Origin of the sequence: Arthrobacter wenxiniae, assembly GCF_013376105.1 — a bacterium.
Taxonomy (GTDB): Bacteria; Actinomycetota; Actinomycetes; order Actinomycetales; family Micrococcaceae; genus Specibacter; species Specibacter wenxiniae.
Genome location: NZ_JAAMFM010000016.1, coordinates 25,896 through 43,735, shown reverse-complemented (window position 1 = coordinate 43,735; position 17,840 = coordinate 25,896). Strand labels below are relative to the sequence as shown.

Annotated in this window: 15 protein-coding genes; 7 read left to right on the top strand and 8 right to left on the bottom strand. The window is 68.5% G+C overall.

Annotated elements, in window-relative coordinates:
• Nucleotides 1-100 precede the first annotated feature (100 nt).
• A complete protein-coding gene (locus G6034_RS11575) occupies nt 101-337 on the top strand; it encodes a helix-turn-helix domain-containing protein (protein ID WP_176635273.1) in 237 nt (78 codons plus the stop codon).
• On the opposite strand, the gene G6034_RS11570 is transcribed toward G6034_RS11575, so the two are convergent.
• Complete coding sequence (locus G6034_RS11570) at nt 334-894, bottom strand: hypothetical protein (RefSeq protein WP_176635272.1); 561 nt, start codon at nt 892-894, stop codon at nt 334-336. The two genes, G6034_RS11575 and G6034_RS11570, sit on opposite strands and share 4 nt — an antisense overlap.
• Nucleotides 895-1,135: 241 nt before the next feature.
• On the opposite strand from G6034_RS11570, the gene G6034_RS11565 reads away from it, so the two are divergent.
• Both G6034_RS11565 and G6034_RS11560 read left to right on the top strand, forming a co-directional pair.
• Nucleotides 1,136-1,936 (top strand): LysM peptidoglycan-binding domain-containing protein, encoded by an 801-nt coding sequence (locus G6034_RS11565; RefSeq protein ID WP_176635271.1) that lies wholly within the window; start codon nt 1,136-1,138, stop codon nt 1,934-1,936.
• Between the two features lie 101 nt (nt 1,937-2,037).
• Nucleotides 2,038-2,634, top strand: a complete 597-nt coding sequence (locus G6034_RS11560) for an Rv3235 family protein (RefSeq protein WP_176635270.1) — start codon at nt 2,038-2,040, stop codon at nt 2,632-2,634.
• On the opposite strand, the gene secA is transcribed toward G6034_RS11560, so the two are convergent.
• The 7 genes from secA to mtrA all read right to left on the bottom strand — a co-directional run bounded on the left by secA (nt 2,631) and on the right by mtrA (nt 13,189).
• Nucleotides 2,631-5,459: a preprotein translocase subunit SecA gene (gene secA, locus G6034_RS11555; RefSeq protein ID WP_176635269.1), complete on the bottom strand. Its 2,829-nt coding sequence runs from the start codon at nt 5,457-5,459 to the stop codon at nt 2,631-2,633. The two genes, G6034_RS11560 and secA, sit on opposite strands and share 4 nt — an antisense overlap.
• Before the next feature lie 138 nt (nt 5,460-5,597).
• A complete protein-coding gene (locus tag G6034_RS11550; protein ID WP_176635268.1) occupies nt 5,598-6,851 on the bottom strand; it encodes a winged helix-turn-helix domain-containing protein in 1,254 nt (417 codons plus the stop codon).
• Nucleotides 6,852-6,942: 91 nt separating this feature from the next.
• Complete coding sequence (gene hpf, locus G6034_RS11545; protein ID WP_176635267.1) at nt 6,943-7,641, bottom strand: ribosome hibernation-promoting factor, HPF/YfiA family; 699 nt, start codon at nt 7,639-7,641, stop codon at nt 6,943-6,945.
• Between the two features lie 149 nt (nt 7,642-7,790).
• Nucleotides 7,791-8,651, bottom strand: a complete 861-nt coding sequence (locus G6034_RS11540) for a ComF family protein (RefSeq protein WP_176635266.1) — start codon at nt 8,649-8,651, stop codon at nt 7,791-7,793.
• Nucleotides 8,652-8,751: 100 nt separating this feature from the next.
• On the bottom strand, nt 8,752-10,521 hold the full coding sequence (locus G6034_RS11535) for an LpqB family beta-propeller domain-containing protein (RefSeq protein ID WP_176635265.1): 1,770 nt from the start codon (nt 10,519-10,521) through the stop codon (nt 8,752-8,754).
• Nucleotides 10,522-10,527: 6 nt separating this feature from the next.
• Complete coding sequence (gene mtrB, locus G6034_RS11530; RefSeq protein ID WP_343038027.1) at nt 10,528-12,444, bottom strand: MtrAB system histidine kinase MtrB; 1,917 nt, start codon at nt 12,442-12,444, stop codon at nt 10,528-10,530.
• A gap of 70 nt (nt 12,445-12,514) precedes the next feature.
• Nucleotides 12,515-13,189 carry an MtrAB system response regulator MtrA gene (gene mtrA, locus G6034_RS11525; RefSeq protein WP_176635263.1) on the bottom strand — a complete coding sequence of 225 codons (675 nt, stop codon included), beginning with the start codon at nt 13,187-13,189 and terminating at the stop codon, nt 12,515-12,517.
• A 298-nt stretch (nt 13,190-13,487) separates the two neighbouring features.
• Here mtrA and G6034_RS11520 point away from each other — a divergent pair, with 298 nt between their 5' ends.
• From G6034_RS11520 to G6034_RS11505, 4 genes are read left to right on the top strand one after another with little or no spacing between them, the layout of a single operon-like run.
• Complete coding sequence (locus G6034_RS11520) at nt 13,488-14,894, top strand: DUF7847 domain-containing protein (protein ID WP_176635262.1); 1,407 nt, start codon at nt 13,488-13,490, stop codon at nt 14,892-14,894.
• A 15-nt stretch (nt 14,895-14,909) separates the two neighbouring features.
• Entirely contained in the window at nt 14,910-15,611 is a 702-nt protein-coding gene (locus tag G6034_RS11515) for a DUF4129 domain-containing protein (protein WP_176635261.1), read from the top strand.
• Entirely contained in the window at nt 15,608-16,807 is a 1,200-nt protein-coding gene (locus G6034_RS11510; protein ID WP_176635260.1) for a DUF4350 domain-containing protein, read from the top strand. The genes G6034_RS11515 and G6034_RS11510 overlap by 4 nt, the downstream gene beginning before the upstream one ends.
• Complete coding sequence (locus tag G6034_RS11505; protein WP_176635259.1) at nt 16,804-17,835, top strand: AAA family ATPase; 1,032 nt, start codon at nt 16,804-16,806, stop codon at nt 17,833-17,835. The genes G6034_RS11510 and G6034_RS11505 overlap by 4 nt, the downstream gene beginning before the upstream one ends.
• Nucleotides 17,836-17,840 lie beyond the last annotated feature (5 nt).

The following is a 17,840-nucleotide window of genomic DNA, read 5'->3' as shown; positions in this document are numbered from 1 at the left end:
GCGGGATAATGTGGATAAGTTCGGCCCGCACCGAAGGGTCAAGGCGGCCAAACGGTGGATAACGGGAACAAATACAGGCAAAAGGGGCGACAATGGATGCATGCCTAGATTCTTGACGCTGGCCGATGTGGCCGAAGAACTCCAAATTTCCGCCGCCGCGTGCTATTCGCTGGTGCGCAGCGGCGAACTTCCGGCATTCCAAATTGGCGGCCGCGGGCAGTGGCGCGTCGATGCCGCCAAGTTCGACCAGTTCATCGAGGACCGCCACGCCGCGGCCCGTGCCATGCTCGCGGCCGGCCACACCCAACAGACGGACCATGCGGGGACCGCCGGCTAAAACTCGTTTTCACCCGAGGACGTCACGGACATCACCGCATCCAGCGCCACCACCACGGTGCCCTGCTGGTTGCCGCGGACCCTCGCCACGCCGTCGGCCATTCGTGCCACCACCACAAAGTCGGCACCCACCTGGTCCAACACCCCGCGCACCCCGGCGGGCTGTGCGGACTCCAGGCCAAGGGCCACCGCCGCCCGGTTCCGCGCCAGGATGCGCAAGGCGGACGCCAGCGTGTAGCGCACGCGGCCCTGCAGGACACCGCGCGCATGGTCGATCCCGCGCACCTGTTGGAGCTTTGCCAGCGGCAGCACCACTGACAGCCCACCCGAGCCCATGAGCATCCACTGCGCCTCCACCCGCTGGAGTGTCCCGTGATGGACGACGCCGTTTCGCAGCACTGCGGCCACCTCGCGTCCCAGCGACCCGCGAAGCGCATCGGCCATCGTGACCTGGGACGCCTCCACGCGGGCAAGTTCGTTGACCTGGCCCTCCAGTTCCTGCTGCGTGGCGGCATGCCACTGGGCATCCAGGTCCCCAAACAGCGCATCCCATCGCATGCCGCCACGCTAGGCGCTGGGCCGGGCACCGTCAACCAGGGCGCGGCCCGGACCTGCCGCTTGGACCCCCCCACGCCTGGCCGACCGTCCCGTCGCGGAACGGTGGCAGAAACGTCGCAGGAACGTTGTCCACAAGCTGCGGCCGGGTCTGGACATTTCCACTCACAGAGGTTCAAAATTGATTCAATGATGTTAAACGAGTTCAAACGATGTCAAAGATCAGGAAGGCGGGAATGACGCCATGAAAAGGCAGGCCGTAGCGGACACCGCCATGACGGTGGCAGTCCTGTTCCTTGGCGCTTCCCTCGTCTTCGCCGGGAGTGTCCTGCTGCGCCACCGGACCGGCGGCCCTCATGGCGCCGCTCCGCTGGAACTCGCCGAGATGGTGGGTGCCGCGGCCGCCGGGATCGGCCTTGCCGTCACATTCTGGTGGCTGGCGGCCCTGGCCTGCGCCCTTATTTCCGCGCTGGCCTGCCATTGCGGCAGGCCCCGCCTCGCCTCAAGGGCCGGCGCGTGCTCGCCCGCCTTCATGCGGCGCTTGGCCGCCGTGGTGCTGGGGCTGAACCTGGTGGCGGCCCCCATGGCCACGGCGGCGTCCGCGACCGGCGCCCCCATCGATCCGCAATGGCATCCCGTCCCGGTTGCCGAGGCACCGCTCCACGTGCCGCCGACGGCGGCAGGTGCGGCGGGCCCGGTGCAGGCAGCCGGCCGCGCGGCCGCATTGGTCTCCGGCACCCCGCCGGTGAACCCTGCGTGGACGCCGCAGGCCCCTGCCGCGGACCCGGGTCCCCTGGCACGCCCCCAGACCCGAACCCCGGTGCAGCAAGCTGCCCCGGCCAGCCTGGACGCTGACGCCGGCGCGGTGGTGGTGCGCGGCGGCGACAGCCTGTGGGGCATAGTGGCCTCCGCCCTGGGCCCGTACGCCACGGACGTGGAGGTGGCGCAGGCCTGGCCCGAGTGGTACCGGGCCAACCGCAGCGTCATCGGCGGCGACCCCAACGTCATCCTGCCCGGGCAGGTGCTGCACGCGCCGGCCGCCTAGCCGCGCAACGCACCGCCTGCCCGCCGGATGGGCTGCCCGTGGCAGCAACCTGGTTCGGCACCCTGCCGGTACCCCAACTGCACAGTTCAAAGGAGAACACGATGGACACCATGGCCATTGAGGAAACGGCCCCGACAGCCCCCAGGCTGGTGGTCCGGCCCGCCCCGTCCCTGCGGGGCCCCGCCGGCGACGGCGCGGACGGGACGCAGGGATCCGTGGTGAAGATGACGCCGCGCCAAGGCACGCCCCCGGATGGACAAACCGGGCCGCAGGGCGCCCTGCCGGCACAAGGGGGCGCGACCGTATTGGACCCGGCGGCTCCGGAGCGGGCCCTCGTCGCGGAGATGTCACGGCGCATCGCCCAAGGGGCGCTGGAAGTGCTGAGCGGGGTGCGCTCGGTCCAGCAGCTCTCACGCTGGCTGGACACCCGGTGCTTCAGCGCCCTGACGACCCGGGCCAGGCTGCATGCCGCTGCCTGCCAGGCGGAAAGCCGCCACGCCAGCCAGCCGGGCCTTGCGGGCAACGTCAGCCTGCTCCACCACCAGCCAATTGTTCATTCGACGCACTGCAGCGCCATCGCCCCGGGGGTGTATGAAACGTCAGTGGTGGTCGCGGACAAGTCACGGTTCCGGGCCATCGCCATGCGCTTCGAGGAAACGCATGGCGCGTGGAAGGTGACAGCCCTGCAGATCGGCTAGCGCTTTTTCTTCTTCTTGGCCGGCTTGGCGTTCTTGTTCCCGGCCCGCTTGGCCGACGGCGGCAGGCCGTTGCCACTGGAGCGGCGCTCCACGTGGGTTTCGGCGTCGCCCTGTGCGTCCGGGGACGTGAACTGCAGCTGCGCGGGCCGTTCCGGGGCTTCCAGGCCCGGAGCCATGATCCGCACGGCACCGTGCTCGGCGGCCTCGTGGCCACCGGCTGCGTGCGCCTCCCCGGTGTCTGCTCCTCCGCCGCCGGCACCGGAGACCCGGTCCATCAGCCCGGCCGGCGCGCCCGCCACAACGCCCACCGCGGTTTCGGGCGCGTGTTCGACCTGGACTTCGAGGTTGAACAGGAACCCGACGCTCTCCTCACGGATGGCGGCCATCATGGCCTGGAACATCTCGAAGCCTTCGCGCTGGTACTCCACGAGGGGGTCGCGTTGGGCCATGGCCCGCAGCCCGATGCCTTCCTTGAGGTAGTCCATCTCGTACAGGTGTTCCTGCCACTTGCGGCCCACCACGGACAGCACCACACGGCGCTCAAGTTCGCGCATGGTGTCCGAGCCCAGGGCGGCCTCGCGTTCGCGGTAGGCAATCCGGGCGTCGGAGAGCAGCTCGGTCTTGAGCATCTCGGCCGTGATGCGGCCCTCGCCGCCTGCCTCCTCGGCAATCTCCTCCACCGTTACCGTCACAGGGTAGATGGTGCGCAGGTTGGTCCACAAGGAGTGGAAGTCCCAGTCCCCCGGGTGCCCGTCGTTGATGGTCGCGTCAATGATTTCGTTGACGGTGTCCTCGAGGAAGAACTGGACCTTTTCGTGCAGGTCGTCGCCTTCCAGAATCCGGCGGCGGTCGCCATAGATCGCTTCGCGCTGGCGGTTCAGGACGTCGTCGTATTTCAGCACGTTCTTGCGCTGCTCGGCGTTGCGGCCCTCAACCTGGCCCTGCGCGGAGGCGATGGCCTTGGACACCAGCTTGGACTCCAGGGCGACGTCGTCCGGCATGGAGGAACGGGACATGAGCCGCTCCGCGGCGCCGGAGTTGAACAGGCGCATGAGGTCGTCGGTCAGTGAAAGGTAGAAGCGCGATTCGCCGGGGTCCCCCTGGCGTCCGGAACGGCCGCGCAGCTGGTTGTCGATGCGGCGGGACTCGTGGCGCTCGGTGCCGAGCACGTAGAGGCCGCCGGCGTCCAGCACCGCCTCGTGTTCGTCCTTGACCGCCAGTTTGGCGGCCTCAAAGGCGTCGTGCCAGGCGGCCTCGTACTCCTCCGGAGTTTCCTCCGGGTCCAGCCCCTGCGCGGCCAGTGCGGCGACCGCGTTGAACTCGGCGTTGCCGCCGAGCATGATGTCGGTGCCTCGGCCGGCCATGTTGGTGGCGACGGTGACGGCCCCGCGCCGCCCTGCCTGGGCCACGATCGCCGCCTCACGGGCGTGGTTTTTGGCGTTGAGGACCTCGTGCTTGATGCCCTTTTCGGCCAGCTTCTTGGAGAGGTATTCGCTCTTCTCCACGCTGGTGGTGCCCACCAGGACCGGCTGCCCGGTTTCGTGGCGCTTGGCAATGTCCTCCACCACGGCGTCGAACTTGACGATCTCGTTCTTGTACACCAGGTCCGGCTGGTCCACGCGCTGCATGGGCATGTTCGTGGGGATCGGGACAACGCCCAGCGAGTAGGTCCCCATGAACTCGGCCGCCTCGGTCTCGGCGGTGCCGGTCATGCCGGAAAGCTTGTCATAAAGGCGGAAGTAGTTCTGCAAGGTCACGGTGGCCAGGGTCTGGTTCTCGGCCTTGATCTCCACCCCTTCCTTGGCCTCGATGGCCTGGTGCATGCCTTCGTTGTAGCGGCGTCCGGCCAGGATGCGGCCGGTGTGTTCGTCAACGATGAGGACTTCGCCGTCCATGATGACGTAGTCCTTGTCGCGCTTGAAAAGTTCCTTGGCCTTGATGGCGTTGTTGAGGAAGCCGATCAGCGGCGTATTGGCGGATTCGTACAGGTTGGAAATGCCCAGGTAGTCCTCGACCTTTTCAATGCCGCCCTCCAGGACGCCCACTGTCTTCTTCTTCTCGTCGACTTCGTAGTCATCGTCGATGTCCAGGCGCAGCACCACCTTGGCAAATTCGCTGTACCAGCGGTTGGCGTCACCGGACGCCGGTCCGGAGATGATCAGCGGCGTGCGGGCCTCGTCAATGAGAATGGAGTCAACCTCGTCAACAATGGCATAGTTGTGGCCGCGCTGGACCAGCTCGTCCTTGCTCCACGCCATGTTGTCGCGCAGGTAGTCAAAGCCGAATTCGTTGTTGGTGCCGTAGGTGATGTCGGCGGCGTACTGGGCGCGGCGCACGGCCGGGTCCTGGTTGGAGATGATGCAGCCGCTGGTCTGGCCCAGGAAGCGGAAAACCCGGCCCATGAGGTCGGACTGATATTCGGCCAGGTAGTCGTTCACCGTGACCACATGGACGCCCTTGCCGGTCAGCGAGTTCAGGAAGGCCGGCGCCGTGGCCACCAGGGTCTTGCCCTCACCGGTCTTCATTTCGGCAATGTTGCCCAGGTGCAATGCGGCGCCGCCCATAAGCTGCACGCGGAAGTGACGCAGCCCCAGGGTGCGTGACGATGCCTCGCGGACGGCTGCGAACGCCTCGGGCAGCAGGTCATCCAGCGATTCCCCGTCCTGGTGGCGGAGTTTGAGCTTGTCGGTTTCCTCACGCAGCTCGGCATCGGTGAATGTCTGGAAGGGCTCCTCCAGCAAATCGATGGCGTCAGCAAGCACGTTGAGGCGTTTGAGCGTCTTGCGATCGCCTGTTCGGAGGACCCGCTCAAGTAGTGATGGCACGAAATTGCTCCCAATCTATGGCTGCCTAAAAGTGGCGTAACCAGTCTACGTGAGAACGGGCACAGCCTCGGGCCAGTCTGCCATGCGCGGCATGGAAATGCCTGAACGCGCCATGCCGCCCTTTGCCGGGGCAGCCGGTCAGCGGCGTTTCACTTCCTGGGCAAGCCTGTGGGCCAGGTCCCCGTGGGGAACCACCACGACGTCGTCCAGCTCCAGCCACCGGGCCATGAGCGCCAGCTCGGCCGCCAGCTCCGCCGGTGTTCGCGCGGGCGCATCCGGTTCCGCGAACGCTCCCCGCACCAGCAGCCGGCCTCCCTGCCGGTCGGCCTTGAGGTCCACCCGGGCCGCCAGGGTCTCCCCCAGCAGAAACGGGAGGACGTAGTAGCCGTATTTCCGCTTTGGCGCGGGCGTGTAAATTTCCAGCCTGTAGTGGAAGTTGAACAGGTCCAGCAGCCTGCGCCGTTCAAAGACCAGGGAATCAAAGGGGCTGAGCAGCGCACGCCCCTGCGCCCTGCGCGGAATTTTCGCGGCGCTGTGGAGATAGGTTGGGACGTCCCATCCCGCCACGTCGACCCTTTCCAGGGTGCCCCTTGCCACGAGGTGTTCCACGGAGCGGGCCGCATCCCGGGCCGGCAGGCGAAAGTAGTCGGCAAAGCAGCGCAGGGTGCCTATCCCGTGGGCCCGTGCAGAGGCCTCGATGAGACGGTCCATGGCCGCATCCCGGTCCGCTTCGGCCGGGCCCGCAGGCGTGCTTCCGGCCGCGGGAGCAGTGCCTGCCCCGTTTCGCAGGGCCGGCGGCAGAACCTTGTCCACCAGCGCGTAGCGCCGTTCAAACTGCTCGTTGCGCGACGCCGCCCCGATGACCCCGCGCTCAAAGAGTCCTTCCAAGGTCCTCTTGACGGAACTCCAGTTCCAGCCCCATTCGTCGCGGCGCTTCTCCTCCTCGTGGCCGATCCTGTCCTTGACCTCGCGGGCGGTGAGCGGCCTGCTGCACGCCAGCAGGGCCATGATCTCCGTTTCCAGGGTGGCCCGAAGCAACGGATCAATGCCGGCGGAACCGACCCATTTCCTGTTTTGCCAGAGTGTGAGGTCGCGGAAGTGCTCCGGCCTGATGTAACTGGCCTCGTGGGCCCAATACTCCATCATTTTTCGCGGGGCGGCGCCCGAGAGCGTGCCAAGAATGGTGCGGTCGTAGCTGCCCAGGCGGGAGAAGAACGGCAGGAAATGGCTGCGGGAGATGATGTTGACGGAGTCTATTTGGACCAGCTGGAGCTGCGCGAAAGTCCGGCCCACCGCCCGTGCGTTGACGGGTTCGGCGGGCCGGACCCCGGCCAGGGCCTGGGCGTTGAGTGCGATGCGCCGCGCCTGTGGCAGGCTCAGGCGTGCACGCATGCTTCCCCGGCTCCTCGTTCTGTTTCTGGTTGTTGCCTGCCTGTGCGTTCACGGGCCGCGGCGGCCGGGTTTTGCCCGTCCGCCGCACGCCCTAGACGTGTGCCGGCTCGTCCGGCGAGCGGTAGGCGGAGATTTCCGCTGCCTCCACATCCGCGTTGGGGTCAAGGGAGATTACCCCGTACGTCCAACCGCTGCGGCGGTACACGACCGACGGGATGCCGGTGGCCGCGTCGATGAAGAGGTAGAAGTCGTGTCCCACCAGTTCCATGTTGTCCACCGCGTCATCGACGCTCAGCGACGTTGCCGGGAAGACCTTCCGCCGGATCAGCACCGGAGAGTCCCCTGCCGGGATGTCGTTTTCAATCTCATACGGTGAACGCTCGCGCGCGGCTTCGGGCTCAGCCTGCGCGTAGATCGGTTCCGAGCTGCTGACGGGGGTGAGTGCCCCGGTCGCTTCGTTGACGGCCACGGGGGCGTGGCGGCCGTGGTGGACCTTCTTCCTGTCCTTGGCCCTGCGCAGCCTCTCCAACAGCTTTCCGTAGGCCAGGTCAAACGCCGCGAACTTGTCTGATGCGGCCGCCTCGGCGCGGATCACCGGACCGCGCCCCAAGACCGTCAGCTCCACGGTCAGCGGGGTCTCCGCCGACCGGGCCTTGGTCTCCTTGGAAATCTTCACATCGACACGCTGGACCTTGTTGGCCAGCTGCTCGATCTTCGTGAGCTTTTCGCCGGCGTATTCGCGGAAACGGTCGGAAACACTCAAGTTGCGACCGCTGATCATGAACTCCATGGTGCCCTCCAAATGACTTCGGTGACACGGCGGCCGGCTAGCAATCCAAGTACCGCTTTCTGGCCGCCGACGGGTGGCTTCCTCTCTTAAGAGGTACCCGTTTACTCACGTTAGTTCACCGCATCCTTTTATTCATCTTTTGCCCAAAACTATTTTCGTCCGAGTCCTTCGTTCGTCACTGCGGCCGCCGCCGCGTCCGGTGCGCGGGCTGCTGCCAGGACCAGCGCCCCGCACACCACGGCGCCCCTTCCGGCCAGGGCCCGTGCCGCCTCGCCGGCTGTCGAACCCGTGGTCAGGACGTCGTCGACCACCACGACGGGCGCTCCCGCAAGGCCCGCCGCGGGCCGCACGCGGCGGACGCGCAGGGTGTTGCGGACGTTGGCGCGGCGGGCGGAGCGGCCCAGGCCCTTTTGGTGGCGCCGGCGCCAGGGCAGCCGGGGCCGGACTGCCAAGACGTGTGCCACGGTGACGCCCGGGGGCAGCCTGCGTTCCCGGGCCACGGCCCGCAGCAGAAGCGACACGGGATCGTAGCCGCGCCGCCGCCAGCCGCCGCCGGTGCTGGGCACGGGAACGAGCAGCAGCTCCCCGCCCCCGAGACCGGGCAGCAGACCCGGCAGCGAGCCAATGCCGCGGGCCAGGGCACGGGCCAGCGGCGGACCCAGTTCGGTGCGGCCATGGTTCTTGAAGGCAAGGATGGCCGCGGCCAGGATGTCGCGGTACTCCCCCACGGCCACCACGGGTAGCGTGGCGTGCCCGAAGACACTCATCAGGGCGTCGGCCGATGCCTCGGCGCGGAAGGGACTGCGCGTCTGCCGGCGCAGCACCACCGCGCAGTCGGTGCACAGCGCCGCGTCGTCGCACCCGCAGGCCACGCATTCGGCCGGCATCACCAGATAGAGGAAGTCCCGCCACGCGCCGGACCACCAGAACACGGCGCGTTCCCACCGGTGGCGCGGACGCCCCCTGTGCGCGGCGGAAGTGCTGTCCGCGGCGTCCGGCAATGTCCCCATGCGACCAGCATCCCCGGTGCCTGCCGGGGCCGCCAGCGGCACCCGCCGAAGTGTGGACGGCGTGCCCGCCAGGCGCCCCTGTGGAGGGGCCAGCGTTGTCTCAGCCGGCGAAGGAGGCCTGACTCAGGCCCTTGGCGGCCACCTGCCAGTTGTTGCCGACCAGCGCGTAAAGCTCGGTGGGCGTCTGGATGTGCACGCTCCGCACGCCGGACGCGGCGCTGATCCAGGTGATCCCCTTGACCGGGGCCAGCGTTATGGGTGCCCGGGCCAGGTCAAGGACCTGGACCGCCACCTCGGACTTGCCCGACGGCGCAATGACCGCCACGCTTGTGTCCCCGGCCCACACGCCCACGGTGGGCGTTCCTGCATGGGCCAGGTTGATGGGTGCCGTCAGCTCCTTGGGGACGTCGCCCGACTTGGATATGCCTGTGATGGACACCCGGCTGATCCCGTTGGCGTTGGAAACGACGAGTGCGCGCGTGCCGTCGCGCGAGATGCGCAGGGTGGTGACCTGCTGGCCCACCAGCCAGGGGACGTTGATCACCACTGGCGCCGGATCCTTGGCCCCCGCGTTGACGTTCACGGCCTGGACCATGCCGCTTCCATCTCCGGCGGCGGTCCACAGCCATCCGTTGGGGGCAAACGACGGCGTGGTCAGGGCCACTCCGTTGGCAACGTTCAACGGCTCGTGCCCCGCCGAGATGCTGAAGGCGTGGTTCCCGTCGCCCGAGAGGAAGGCAAAGTCCTTCCCGTTGTAGGACATGGCCGGATCGGTGGGCGCCAGCTCCGCGATGTTGGCCATCCCCGGCACCGCCGCGACTGTGCTGCCGTCATAGCTGACCAGTTCATTCTTGGCAAGGCCCACCTGGACGGGCGGGACGCCATTGTCAATGACCATGGGAGGGACCAGGTCGCCGCTGCCGCCCATGTCCACCTCCCGGTCGTCGGCCAGAAATTGGACTTCAGTGACGTCGTTCAGGCTCTTTTGCAGGGTGACGAGGAGCTGCGCATGCATTTGCTGGCGCTGGCGCACACTGGACTGCAGCAGGGGCGCCGAGGTCAGCCCCACCTTGGCGAGTCCGTTGTTGACCGTCACGGATTCGCGGGCCAGCGCCATGCCCGTGGGGAACGCGCTGACCACGGCGCCCTTCAGGTAGGGGGCGGGCCCGGCCAGCATGGCCCGGACAATGGACGTCGCCGTCCGCGAGGACCCCCCGGACAGCCATCTGACGTCCGGGACCCCGTAGGTGTACGTCGAATCGTAGAAATACAGCGAGACCGGCTTGAACAGCACGCCGAAGGTGTCCTGGCTCAGCACCAGCCCGTCGGGGGCCTTGGCAATGCGCCACTCGCCGTCCACCTGAACCAGGTCCATTTCAAGTGTTTCCGTGGAACCCGCCGGCAGTTGGGTGAGCACGCCCGTCGAGTCCACCGAGGAGACGGTGTCAAAGGTGGCCAGGTAGGAGTCCTTCGTCTTGCCCGGCTTCACGGAAAACGCGTTGGAGTACACCAGCGTCCGCTTGTCCGCGGACCACGACTGGGCGAGCCCGGCCGTCAGGTACTGCCTGGCGGTCTGGAAATCGTCGTCAATGCCCGTTCCCGAGTCAATGAAGCCGCGGATGATGCTTTCCGGGGAGGCGCCGGCCACGGGCTTGTTTTGCGCGTAGTTGACGTCGACGGAGTGGGTGCGCGGGCTCACGGGGTCGCTCTTGCCGACGGGGCCGTCGGTGGGGATGGCTGCGCATCCCGCGGCAACGAAAAGTACGACGGCGGCAGTCACCAACAGCGGCAGCAGCCCCTTCCGCCGTGGCCGGCCGGCGCGCCCGGGGTGTGCCGGCACCGCGTGGATGTCCCTCGGGGTCTTATTCACGTTCGTTCACGATTCCGCCCTTGACGAGTCGCCGCCGGGGAAGGCCCCGGTCGCGGCGGCACCGCTCCCGGCGGCACCGACAGCGGCCGGATTAATCGTACCCAGTGCGCCCACCACCCCGAAAGAGCCGGTGTTGGTCATGATGGGGCCGGTGTTGAGGTTGGACGCGGCCGCGGCGGCACCGCCGTCGGGCGGGAGGGGTACCGGGGAATGCACCAGCTCCCCGCCCCGCTTGCGCGGCAGGGTAAGCCTGAAACAGGCCCCTTCGCCGGGGACGCCCCACGCCTCCAGCCAGCCGCCGTGCAGCCGGGCGTCCTCCGTGGCAATGGACAGGCCCAGGCCGCTGCCGCCTGTGGTCCGCGCACGGGCCGGATCGGCCCGCCAAAAGCGGTCAAATACATGTTCCAGGGCGGCCGGGGACATGCCGATCCCGTAGTCGCGCACGGCCACGGCCACCGCGCTTTCATCCGCGGACACGAAGATTTTCACCGGCCGGCCTTCGCTGTGTTCAAGCGCGTTGAGCACGAGGTTGCGCAGGATCCTGTCGATCCGGCGGGAATCCATCTCCACAATGCACTTGTGGTTGCGCAACCGCGTGACCACCGAGAGCTCACTGCGGTTGGCCTCGGCCACCGGCGTGGCGGCGTCGATCACCGAATGGATCACGGAGAAGATGTCCAGCGACTCAACGTCAAGATCGGCCACGCCGGCGTCGAACCGGGAAATCTCCAGCAGGTCGGCCAGGAGCAGCTCGAAGCGCTCCACCTGGTGGAACAGCAGCTCCGAGGAGCGCTTGTTGACCGGGTCGAAGTCTTCACGGGCGTCAAAGAGGACCTCCGCGGCCATGCGCACCGTCGTCAACGGCGTGCGCAGCTCGTGGGAAACATCCGAAACGAAGCGCTGCTGCATTTCCGACAGCGCGGCAAGGGCGTTGATCTGGTCCTGCAGCGACGTCGCCATCCTGTTGAACGAGGTGGCCAGGCGGGCCATCTCGTCCTCTCCCACCACCGGCATGCGCTCTTCGAGCCGGCCGGCGGCCAGTTTCTCGGACACCGCCGCGGCCTGGCTGACGGGCTTGACCACCATCCGCGTGACGTACCAGGCGATGGCGCCAATCAGCACCAGAAGGATGGCCCCGGCGAGCCACAGCACGGACTGGATGTAGTTCAACGTCAGCTGGGCGCTGTTGAGGTCGTAAATCATGTACAGCTCGTAGCGGGTGTTGAGCAGTTCCACCTGGCTGCCCACCACCACCGCCGGGTGCATGCCGGAGATCCCAGTGGGGAGTTCGATCGACTGCCAGTACTGGCCGGCCTTGTCCGCCTGCACTGCCTGGCGGAGCGCGTCCGGGATGATGGCGGAAGTCAGGCCTCCGGAGTCGACCGAACTGACCGCCAGTGTGCTGTCCTGCTTGGGGATCTTGACCATCAGGTACTTGCGGTTGTCGTCCGCGCCGCTGTCGAGCAGCTTGAGCTCGTCCTTGACGTATTTGGACACCATGGGCTGGTCGCTGAGGCTCGCACTGGAGAAGCCTTCCTGGACCTGGCTGGCACCGCGGGCGGACTCCAGCTGCGCCTGGGACAGGCGCTCCTTAAACAGGCCATTGGAGATTTGGCCGGCCAGATAGCCGCCCACGCCAATTACGGCGATGGAGGCAATGACCAGCGTGGTCAGGACGGTGCGCAACTGCAGCGAGGTGCGCCACCTGCGCATGATCACCCGCTGGCTGCCCTGGAGCGCCCGCACGATGTAGTGACCAGCCACGGCCAGTGCGCGGCGCAGCGCCGGCCAGGCGCGGGAGATGGCGCCGCCGGCTGCCGCATCGCCGTGCGCCGCCGCCCCCGCGGAATGCGGGACGCCAGGCGCAACAGGCGCACCGGCGTCGTTCCTGCCAACGCGGGTGGCGCCGGGGCGACTGTTCACGGGCCTTCCCGGCCCTCTTTGGTTGGTGCTCATAGTGGATTCGCCACTGGTTCCCGTGCCGTCGGAGCCTCTACTGCCCGGCCTTGTAACCCACGCCGCGCACGGTCAGGACAACCTCGGGCGCTTCGGGGTCGCGTTCGATCTTGGAGCGCAGCCGCTGGACATGGACGTTGACAAGGCGGGTGTCGGCGGCATGGCGGTAGCCCCAGACCTGTTCGAGCAGGAGTTCGCGGGTGAAGACCTGCCACGGCTTGCGTGCCAGCGCCACCAGGAGGTCGAATTCCAGGGGGGTGAGCAGGATGCGCGCGCCGGCGCGCCGGACGGCGTGCCCGGCCACATCGATGGTGATCTCGCCGATGGTGAGAGTTTCCGGGGCCTTGACGTCCCCGGGGCGCAGGCGGGCACGCACGCGGGCCACCAGCTCGGCAGGCTTGAACGGCTTCGCCACGTAGTCGTCGGCGCCCGATTCCAGTCCGCGGACCACGTCCGAGGTGTCCGACTTGGCCGTCAGCATGACGATGGGCACGTCCGATTCGCCGCGGATGAGCCGGCAGACCTCAATCCCGTCGATGCCCGGCAGCATGAGGTCCAGCAGGACCAGGTCAGGCTTGTTGGAGCGGAAAGTCTCCAGGGCCCTTGCGCCGTCGGCGCAAAAGACGGGGTCAAAACCGTCATTGCGCAGCACGATGCCGATCATCTCTGCCAGTGCCTCGTCGTCGTCCACCACTAAAATGCGTGCCTTCATAGCTCTATATTTGCCTATTCACGGCCGAAAGTCGCTTTCGACCCTCCACAGCGGCGAGGGGAAACCGGAGTTTTGCTACGAGCGGAAGCCCCTGGGCGGCATTCCGCAGGCCCATGCGGGCATCCGGCCCGGCATAATCCCGACAGGTCACGGGGCAAATGCAGCTCTTGCCGATAGGGTTGAACGTGGAAGCAGCGTACGGACCCCGCCGGTCCCGGACCGGGCATTTGAAGGCCCGGAACGGAGCCTCCGCAAGTGGCGCAGCGGCCAATTTGACTGGGGAACAAGACACGGGAGCATGATGACGCAGGAACCAGAACAGCCGCCGCTGGACCCGAACGGGGGAACCGCAGGCCAGCCCGTTCCGCCAGTGCGCGGGCAGGAGCCCGCGGCCGGGCAGGGGCCCGCGCAGCCGCCGTGGGGCCAGTACGCACAGCAGCCCCAGCAACCCCCCGCGCAGCCGCCGTGGGGCCAGTACGCACAGCAGCCCCAGTGGGGCCAACCCCAGCAACCCGGACAGAATCCGTACGGTTACAACCAGTACATGGCACCGCCCAAGCCCGGCGTCATCCCGCTCCGTCCGCTGCGTCTTGGCGAGGTCCTTGACGGCGCATTCCAGGCGGCCCGGCACAACGGCAAGGCCATCTTTGGCTCGGCCCTGATCTTTCAGGTCATCACGGCCGTCCTTACCCTCGCCATCACGCTTTCGTCCGTGGGCCCCCTGACGTCCAATATTTTCAGCGACTCCCTGTCCGGTGCGGCCCCCACCGAGGCACAGCTCAACGGCCTGGCCACGTCCATGCTCCAACTGTTCATCGGGGTCGGCGCCGTCTCGTTCATCTCCGCCCTGATGGAAATGGTGCTGCAGGGTGCCCTGGTGGTTCCGGTGCTGCGGGCCACCCTGAACCGCAAGACGGATTTCGGCCAGATGTGGCGGCTGGTCAGGCCGCGCATCGGAACGCTGCTCCTGCTCGCCCTGGTCTATGCCGGCGCCACCCTTGTTGCCGTTGCCGTTTACGCCGGCGTCCTCATTGGCCTGCTCTTCGCCACCAACACCGTCAACTCCGGCTCCGGCGGTTTCGCCGCCTTGGGCTTTGGGCTCCTCCTGAGCCTTCCCTTCCTTGCCGCGGGCGTGTGGGCCGGCGTCAAGGTGCTGCTGGCCCCGGCCGCGATCGTCGTGGAAGGCATCGGCGTCTTTGCCGGGCTCAAGCGCTCCTGGCAGCTGACCCAGCAGAACTGGTGGCGCACGTTTGGCATTTCCGCCTTGGCGGCCATCATTGCCGGTGCCATTGGCGCCATCATCACCACGCCGGTGAGCCTGCTCCTGGGCCTGCTGCTGCCGGTCATGTCCCCCACCCCGGACCAGGTGATGGGAACCTCGGTCATTGCGTCGGTCATATCCGCCCTCATCGGCGCTTTGGTGGGGGCCGTGACCGTCGCCTTCCAGACGGGCGTCATGGCCTTGATTTACGTGGACCTGCGGATGCGGCGGGACGGCTTCGACGTCACCCTGCTCAAGGAATCGGAGTCGGGGACGGACGACGGCGGGATCCCCGGCCGCGGGGCGCCCGTACCCGCCGCGGCGGGCCGCTATCAAGCAGGCCAGCACCCTCCGGGACAGCACCCGGGCCAAAATCCTCCCGCCCCGACCCCTCCGGCGCCCTATCCGGGCGAACAGCCGCCCACCCGGCACCCCGGCCAGTAGACGCCCGGCGCCCCGATGATCGCATTGACCCTGGCCGCGGCAGCGCCGCGGGACGTCCCCGTCATCCCGGGGGCCGACGAGGCACGCCGCTGGGCCGCGGAGGAGCTGGCCAGAACGGTCTACCAGGACGCCAAGCCCGGACTCGGTGCGCAAGTTCTCAGCTGGCTGAAGCATGCCATTGCCGATTTCCTCAACGGCCTCGGATCGCTCGGTGGCACCACCGGGCTGCTTGTGGCCGTGTGCGTGCTGGTGCTCGCCATCATTGCGGCAGTCCTGCTCGTCCGGCCGCGGCTCAACCGCAGGGCGGCGCAGGGCCCGGCTGTCTTTGACGGCCCCGCCGCCCTGAGTGCCGGCCGGCACCGGGAACTGGCCCGGGCCGCCGTCGAACGCGGGGACCTGGCCACGGCGGTGCTGGAACAGTTCAGGGCCATCGTGCGGGCCGGGGAGGAACGCGGTGCCGCGTCGGCCGCCCCGGGTCTCACCGCGGTCGAGATGGCCGGCGGGCTGCAGCTGGCGTTCCCCCACCACGGGCCCGCCCTGGCGCGGGCCGCGGAGCTGTTCAACGCCGTGCGGTACGGGCACGCGGAACCGTCCCGGGCCATGTATGACGAACTCACGGCCACCGACGCGGCCGTGGCTGCCACCCGGCCCCTCCACCCCGACGGCGGTTTTGACGGTGCCGCCGGGAGCTTCGCCTGGACCGCGGGGGGCCAATGAGCGCGGCAGCGTGGTGGCGGAAGCACAGGTTTTGGCTTGTTGGCGGCGCCGCGCTTGTGGCCGTGACTGTGGGCGGGCTGGTGGCCTCCACCGTCGGGGGCGGGAGTGCCGATGCGCTGTCCGTCACCAACCCCGCGCCCGACGGCGGCCAGGCGGCGTCAACCGTCCTGCGGCGCCACGGCGTCCAGGTCACCGCCACCGACTCGCTCGAGGCCACGGCGCAGGCCCTGGCGGCCAACGGCCGCAACGGCAGCACGGTCCTGCTCTACGACCCGCTGTCCCTGCTCCAGCCCGGCCAGGCCGCCCGGCTGGCCGGTTCCGCCAGGGATTCCGGCGCAGCCCTCGTTGCGCTGGCCCCCGGGCCGCTCACCGTCAAAAACCTCAGCCCCGAAATCACCAGTGCCGGCACGGCGGCCGGTGCGGCGGCCACGGCCGACGTGGCGGCCGGTGCCGGCTGCGCCAATGCGGACGCCACGGCTGCCGGCAGCATCGACGCCCGCGGCGTGGACGGGATCGGCCAGGCAGGCCGGCCGTCGCTGTTCGTCTACCGCGGCGCGGCGACCTGTTTCGTCCCGTCCGGGGGAACGGCCGGATTCATGGCGGCCAACAGCTCAGGCGACGTGACGGTGCTGGGGAGTCCCGGCGTCGTCAGCAATGAACGCCTTGCCGGCCAAGGCAACGCGGCCCTCGCGTTCCGCCTGCTCGGCAGCCGTCCGCACCTGGTCTGGTACACGGCGTCGCTGAAGGACGTGGCGGTTGCCGGCCATCCGCCCACGCTGGCCGAGCTGACACCGCGGTGGATTTTTCCGGCGTCGGCCTGGCTGCTGCTGGTGGCCGTGGTCGGCATGCTGTGGCGCGGACGCCGGCACGGGCCGCTCGTGGCTGAGCCGCTGCCGGTCATCGTGAAGGCGTCGGAAACCGTGACCGGCAGGGCCCGCCTGTACCAGGACGCAAAGGCGCAGGACACCGCCGTCGAGGCACTGCAGCATGCCACGCTGACCAGGCTGGCGCAGGGGCTGCGGCTGGGGATGCACGCCCGGCCGTCCGCCGTCGTGGAGGCGGCGGCCGCCCGCACCGGCCGGCCGCGGGCCCAGCTGGAGGCGCTCCTGATCACCGGCATCCCGCTGAACGACAAGCAAATGTTATCCATGGCCGCACAATTGGCCGCCCTAGAGGAAGAAGTCGCCCCACGATGACGGCACAACACCCCGAAACACAGCTGCCACAGGCCCCCGCGGCGGCACCGGATGCCGCCGTGCAGCAGCAGGCGGCCCCTGGGGGCCCGGCCGCTGCACTCCTGCAGGTCCGCGCCGAGGTGGCCAAGGCAGTGGTGGGCCAGGAATCCACCGTGACCGGGCTCCTGATTGCGCTGCTGGCCGGCGGGCACGTGCTGCTGGAAGGCGTGCCGGGCGTGGCCAAGACGCTCTTGGTGCGGGCCCTGTCCGCGGCCCTGAGCCTGGACACGAAGCGCGTGCAGTTCACCCCGGACCTGATGCCCGGCGATGTCACGGGATCTCTCGTATATGACGCCCGCACCTCCGAATTCACCTTCCGCGAGGGGCCCGTTTTCACCAACATCCTGCTGGCCGATGAAATCAACCGCACCCCGCCCAAGACGCAGGCGTCGCTGCTTGAGGCCATGGAGGAGCACCAGGTCTCGGTGGATGGCGTGTCCCGGAAGCTGCCCGCCCCGTTCATGGTGGCAGCCACGCAAAACCCCGTCGAATACGAGGGGACGTACCCCCTGCCGGAGGCGCAGCTGGACCGGTTCCTGCTCAAGCTCTCCATGGACCTGCCGGCGCGTGAGGAGGAAATGGAGGTGATCCGCCGCCACAGCCTGGGCTTTGACCCGCAGGACCTCCGGGCCGCCGGAGTGCGCGCGGTTGCCGGCGCCGCGGACCTGGCCCAGGCCCGCGAAGCGGTCGCCCGGGTCGGCGTCGCCGCCGAGGTCCTCGCCTACGTGGTGGACCTGGCCCGCGCCACCCGCACGGCGCCGTCGTTCCAGCTGGGCGTTTCGCCCCGCGGCGCCACCGCCCTGCTCAAGTGCGCCCGCGCCTACGCGTGGCTGTGCGGGCGCGGCTTCGTCACCCCGGACGACGTCAAGGCCCTGGCCCTGCCCGCCCTGCGCCACCGCGTCTCGCTGCGCCCCGAAGCCGAGATGGACGGCGTCACGGCCGACGGGATCCTGCACTCCATCCTCGCCACCGTCCCCGTCCCCCGCTAGGCCCG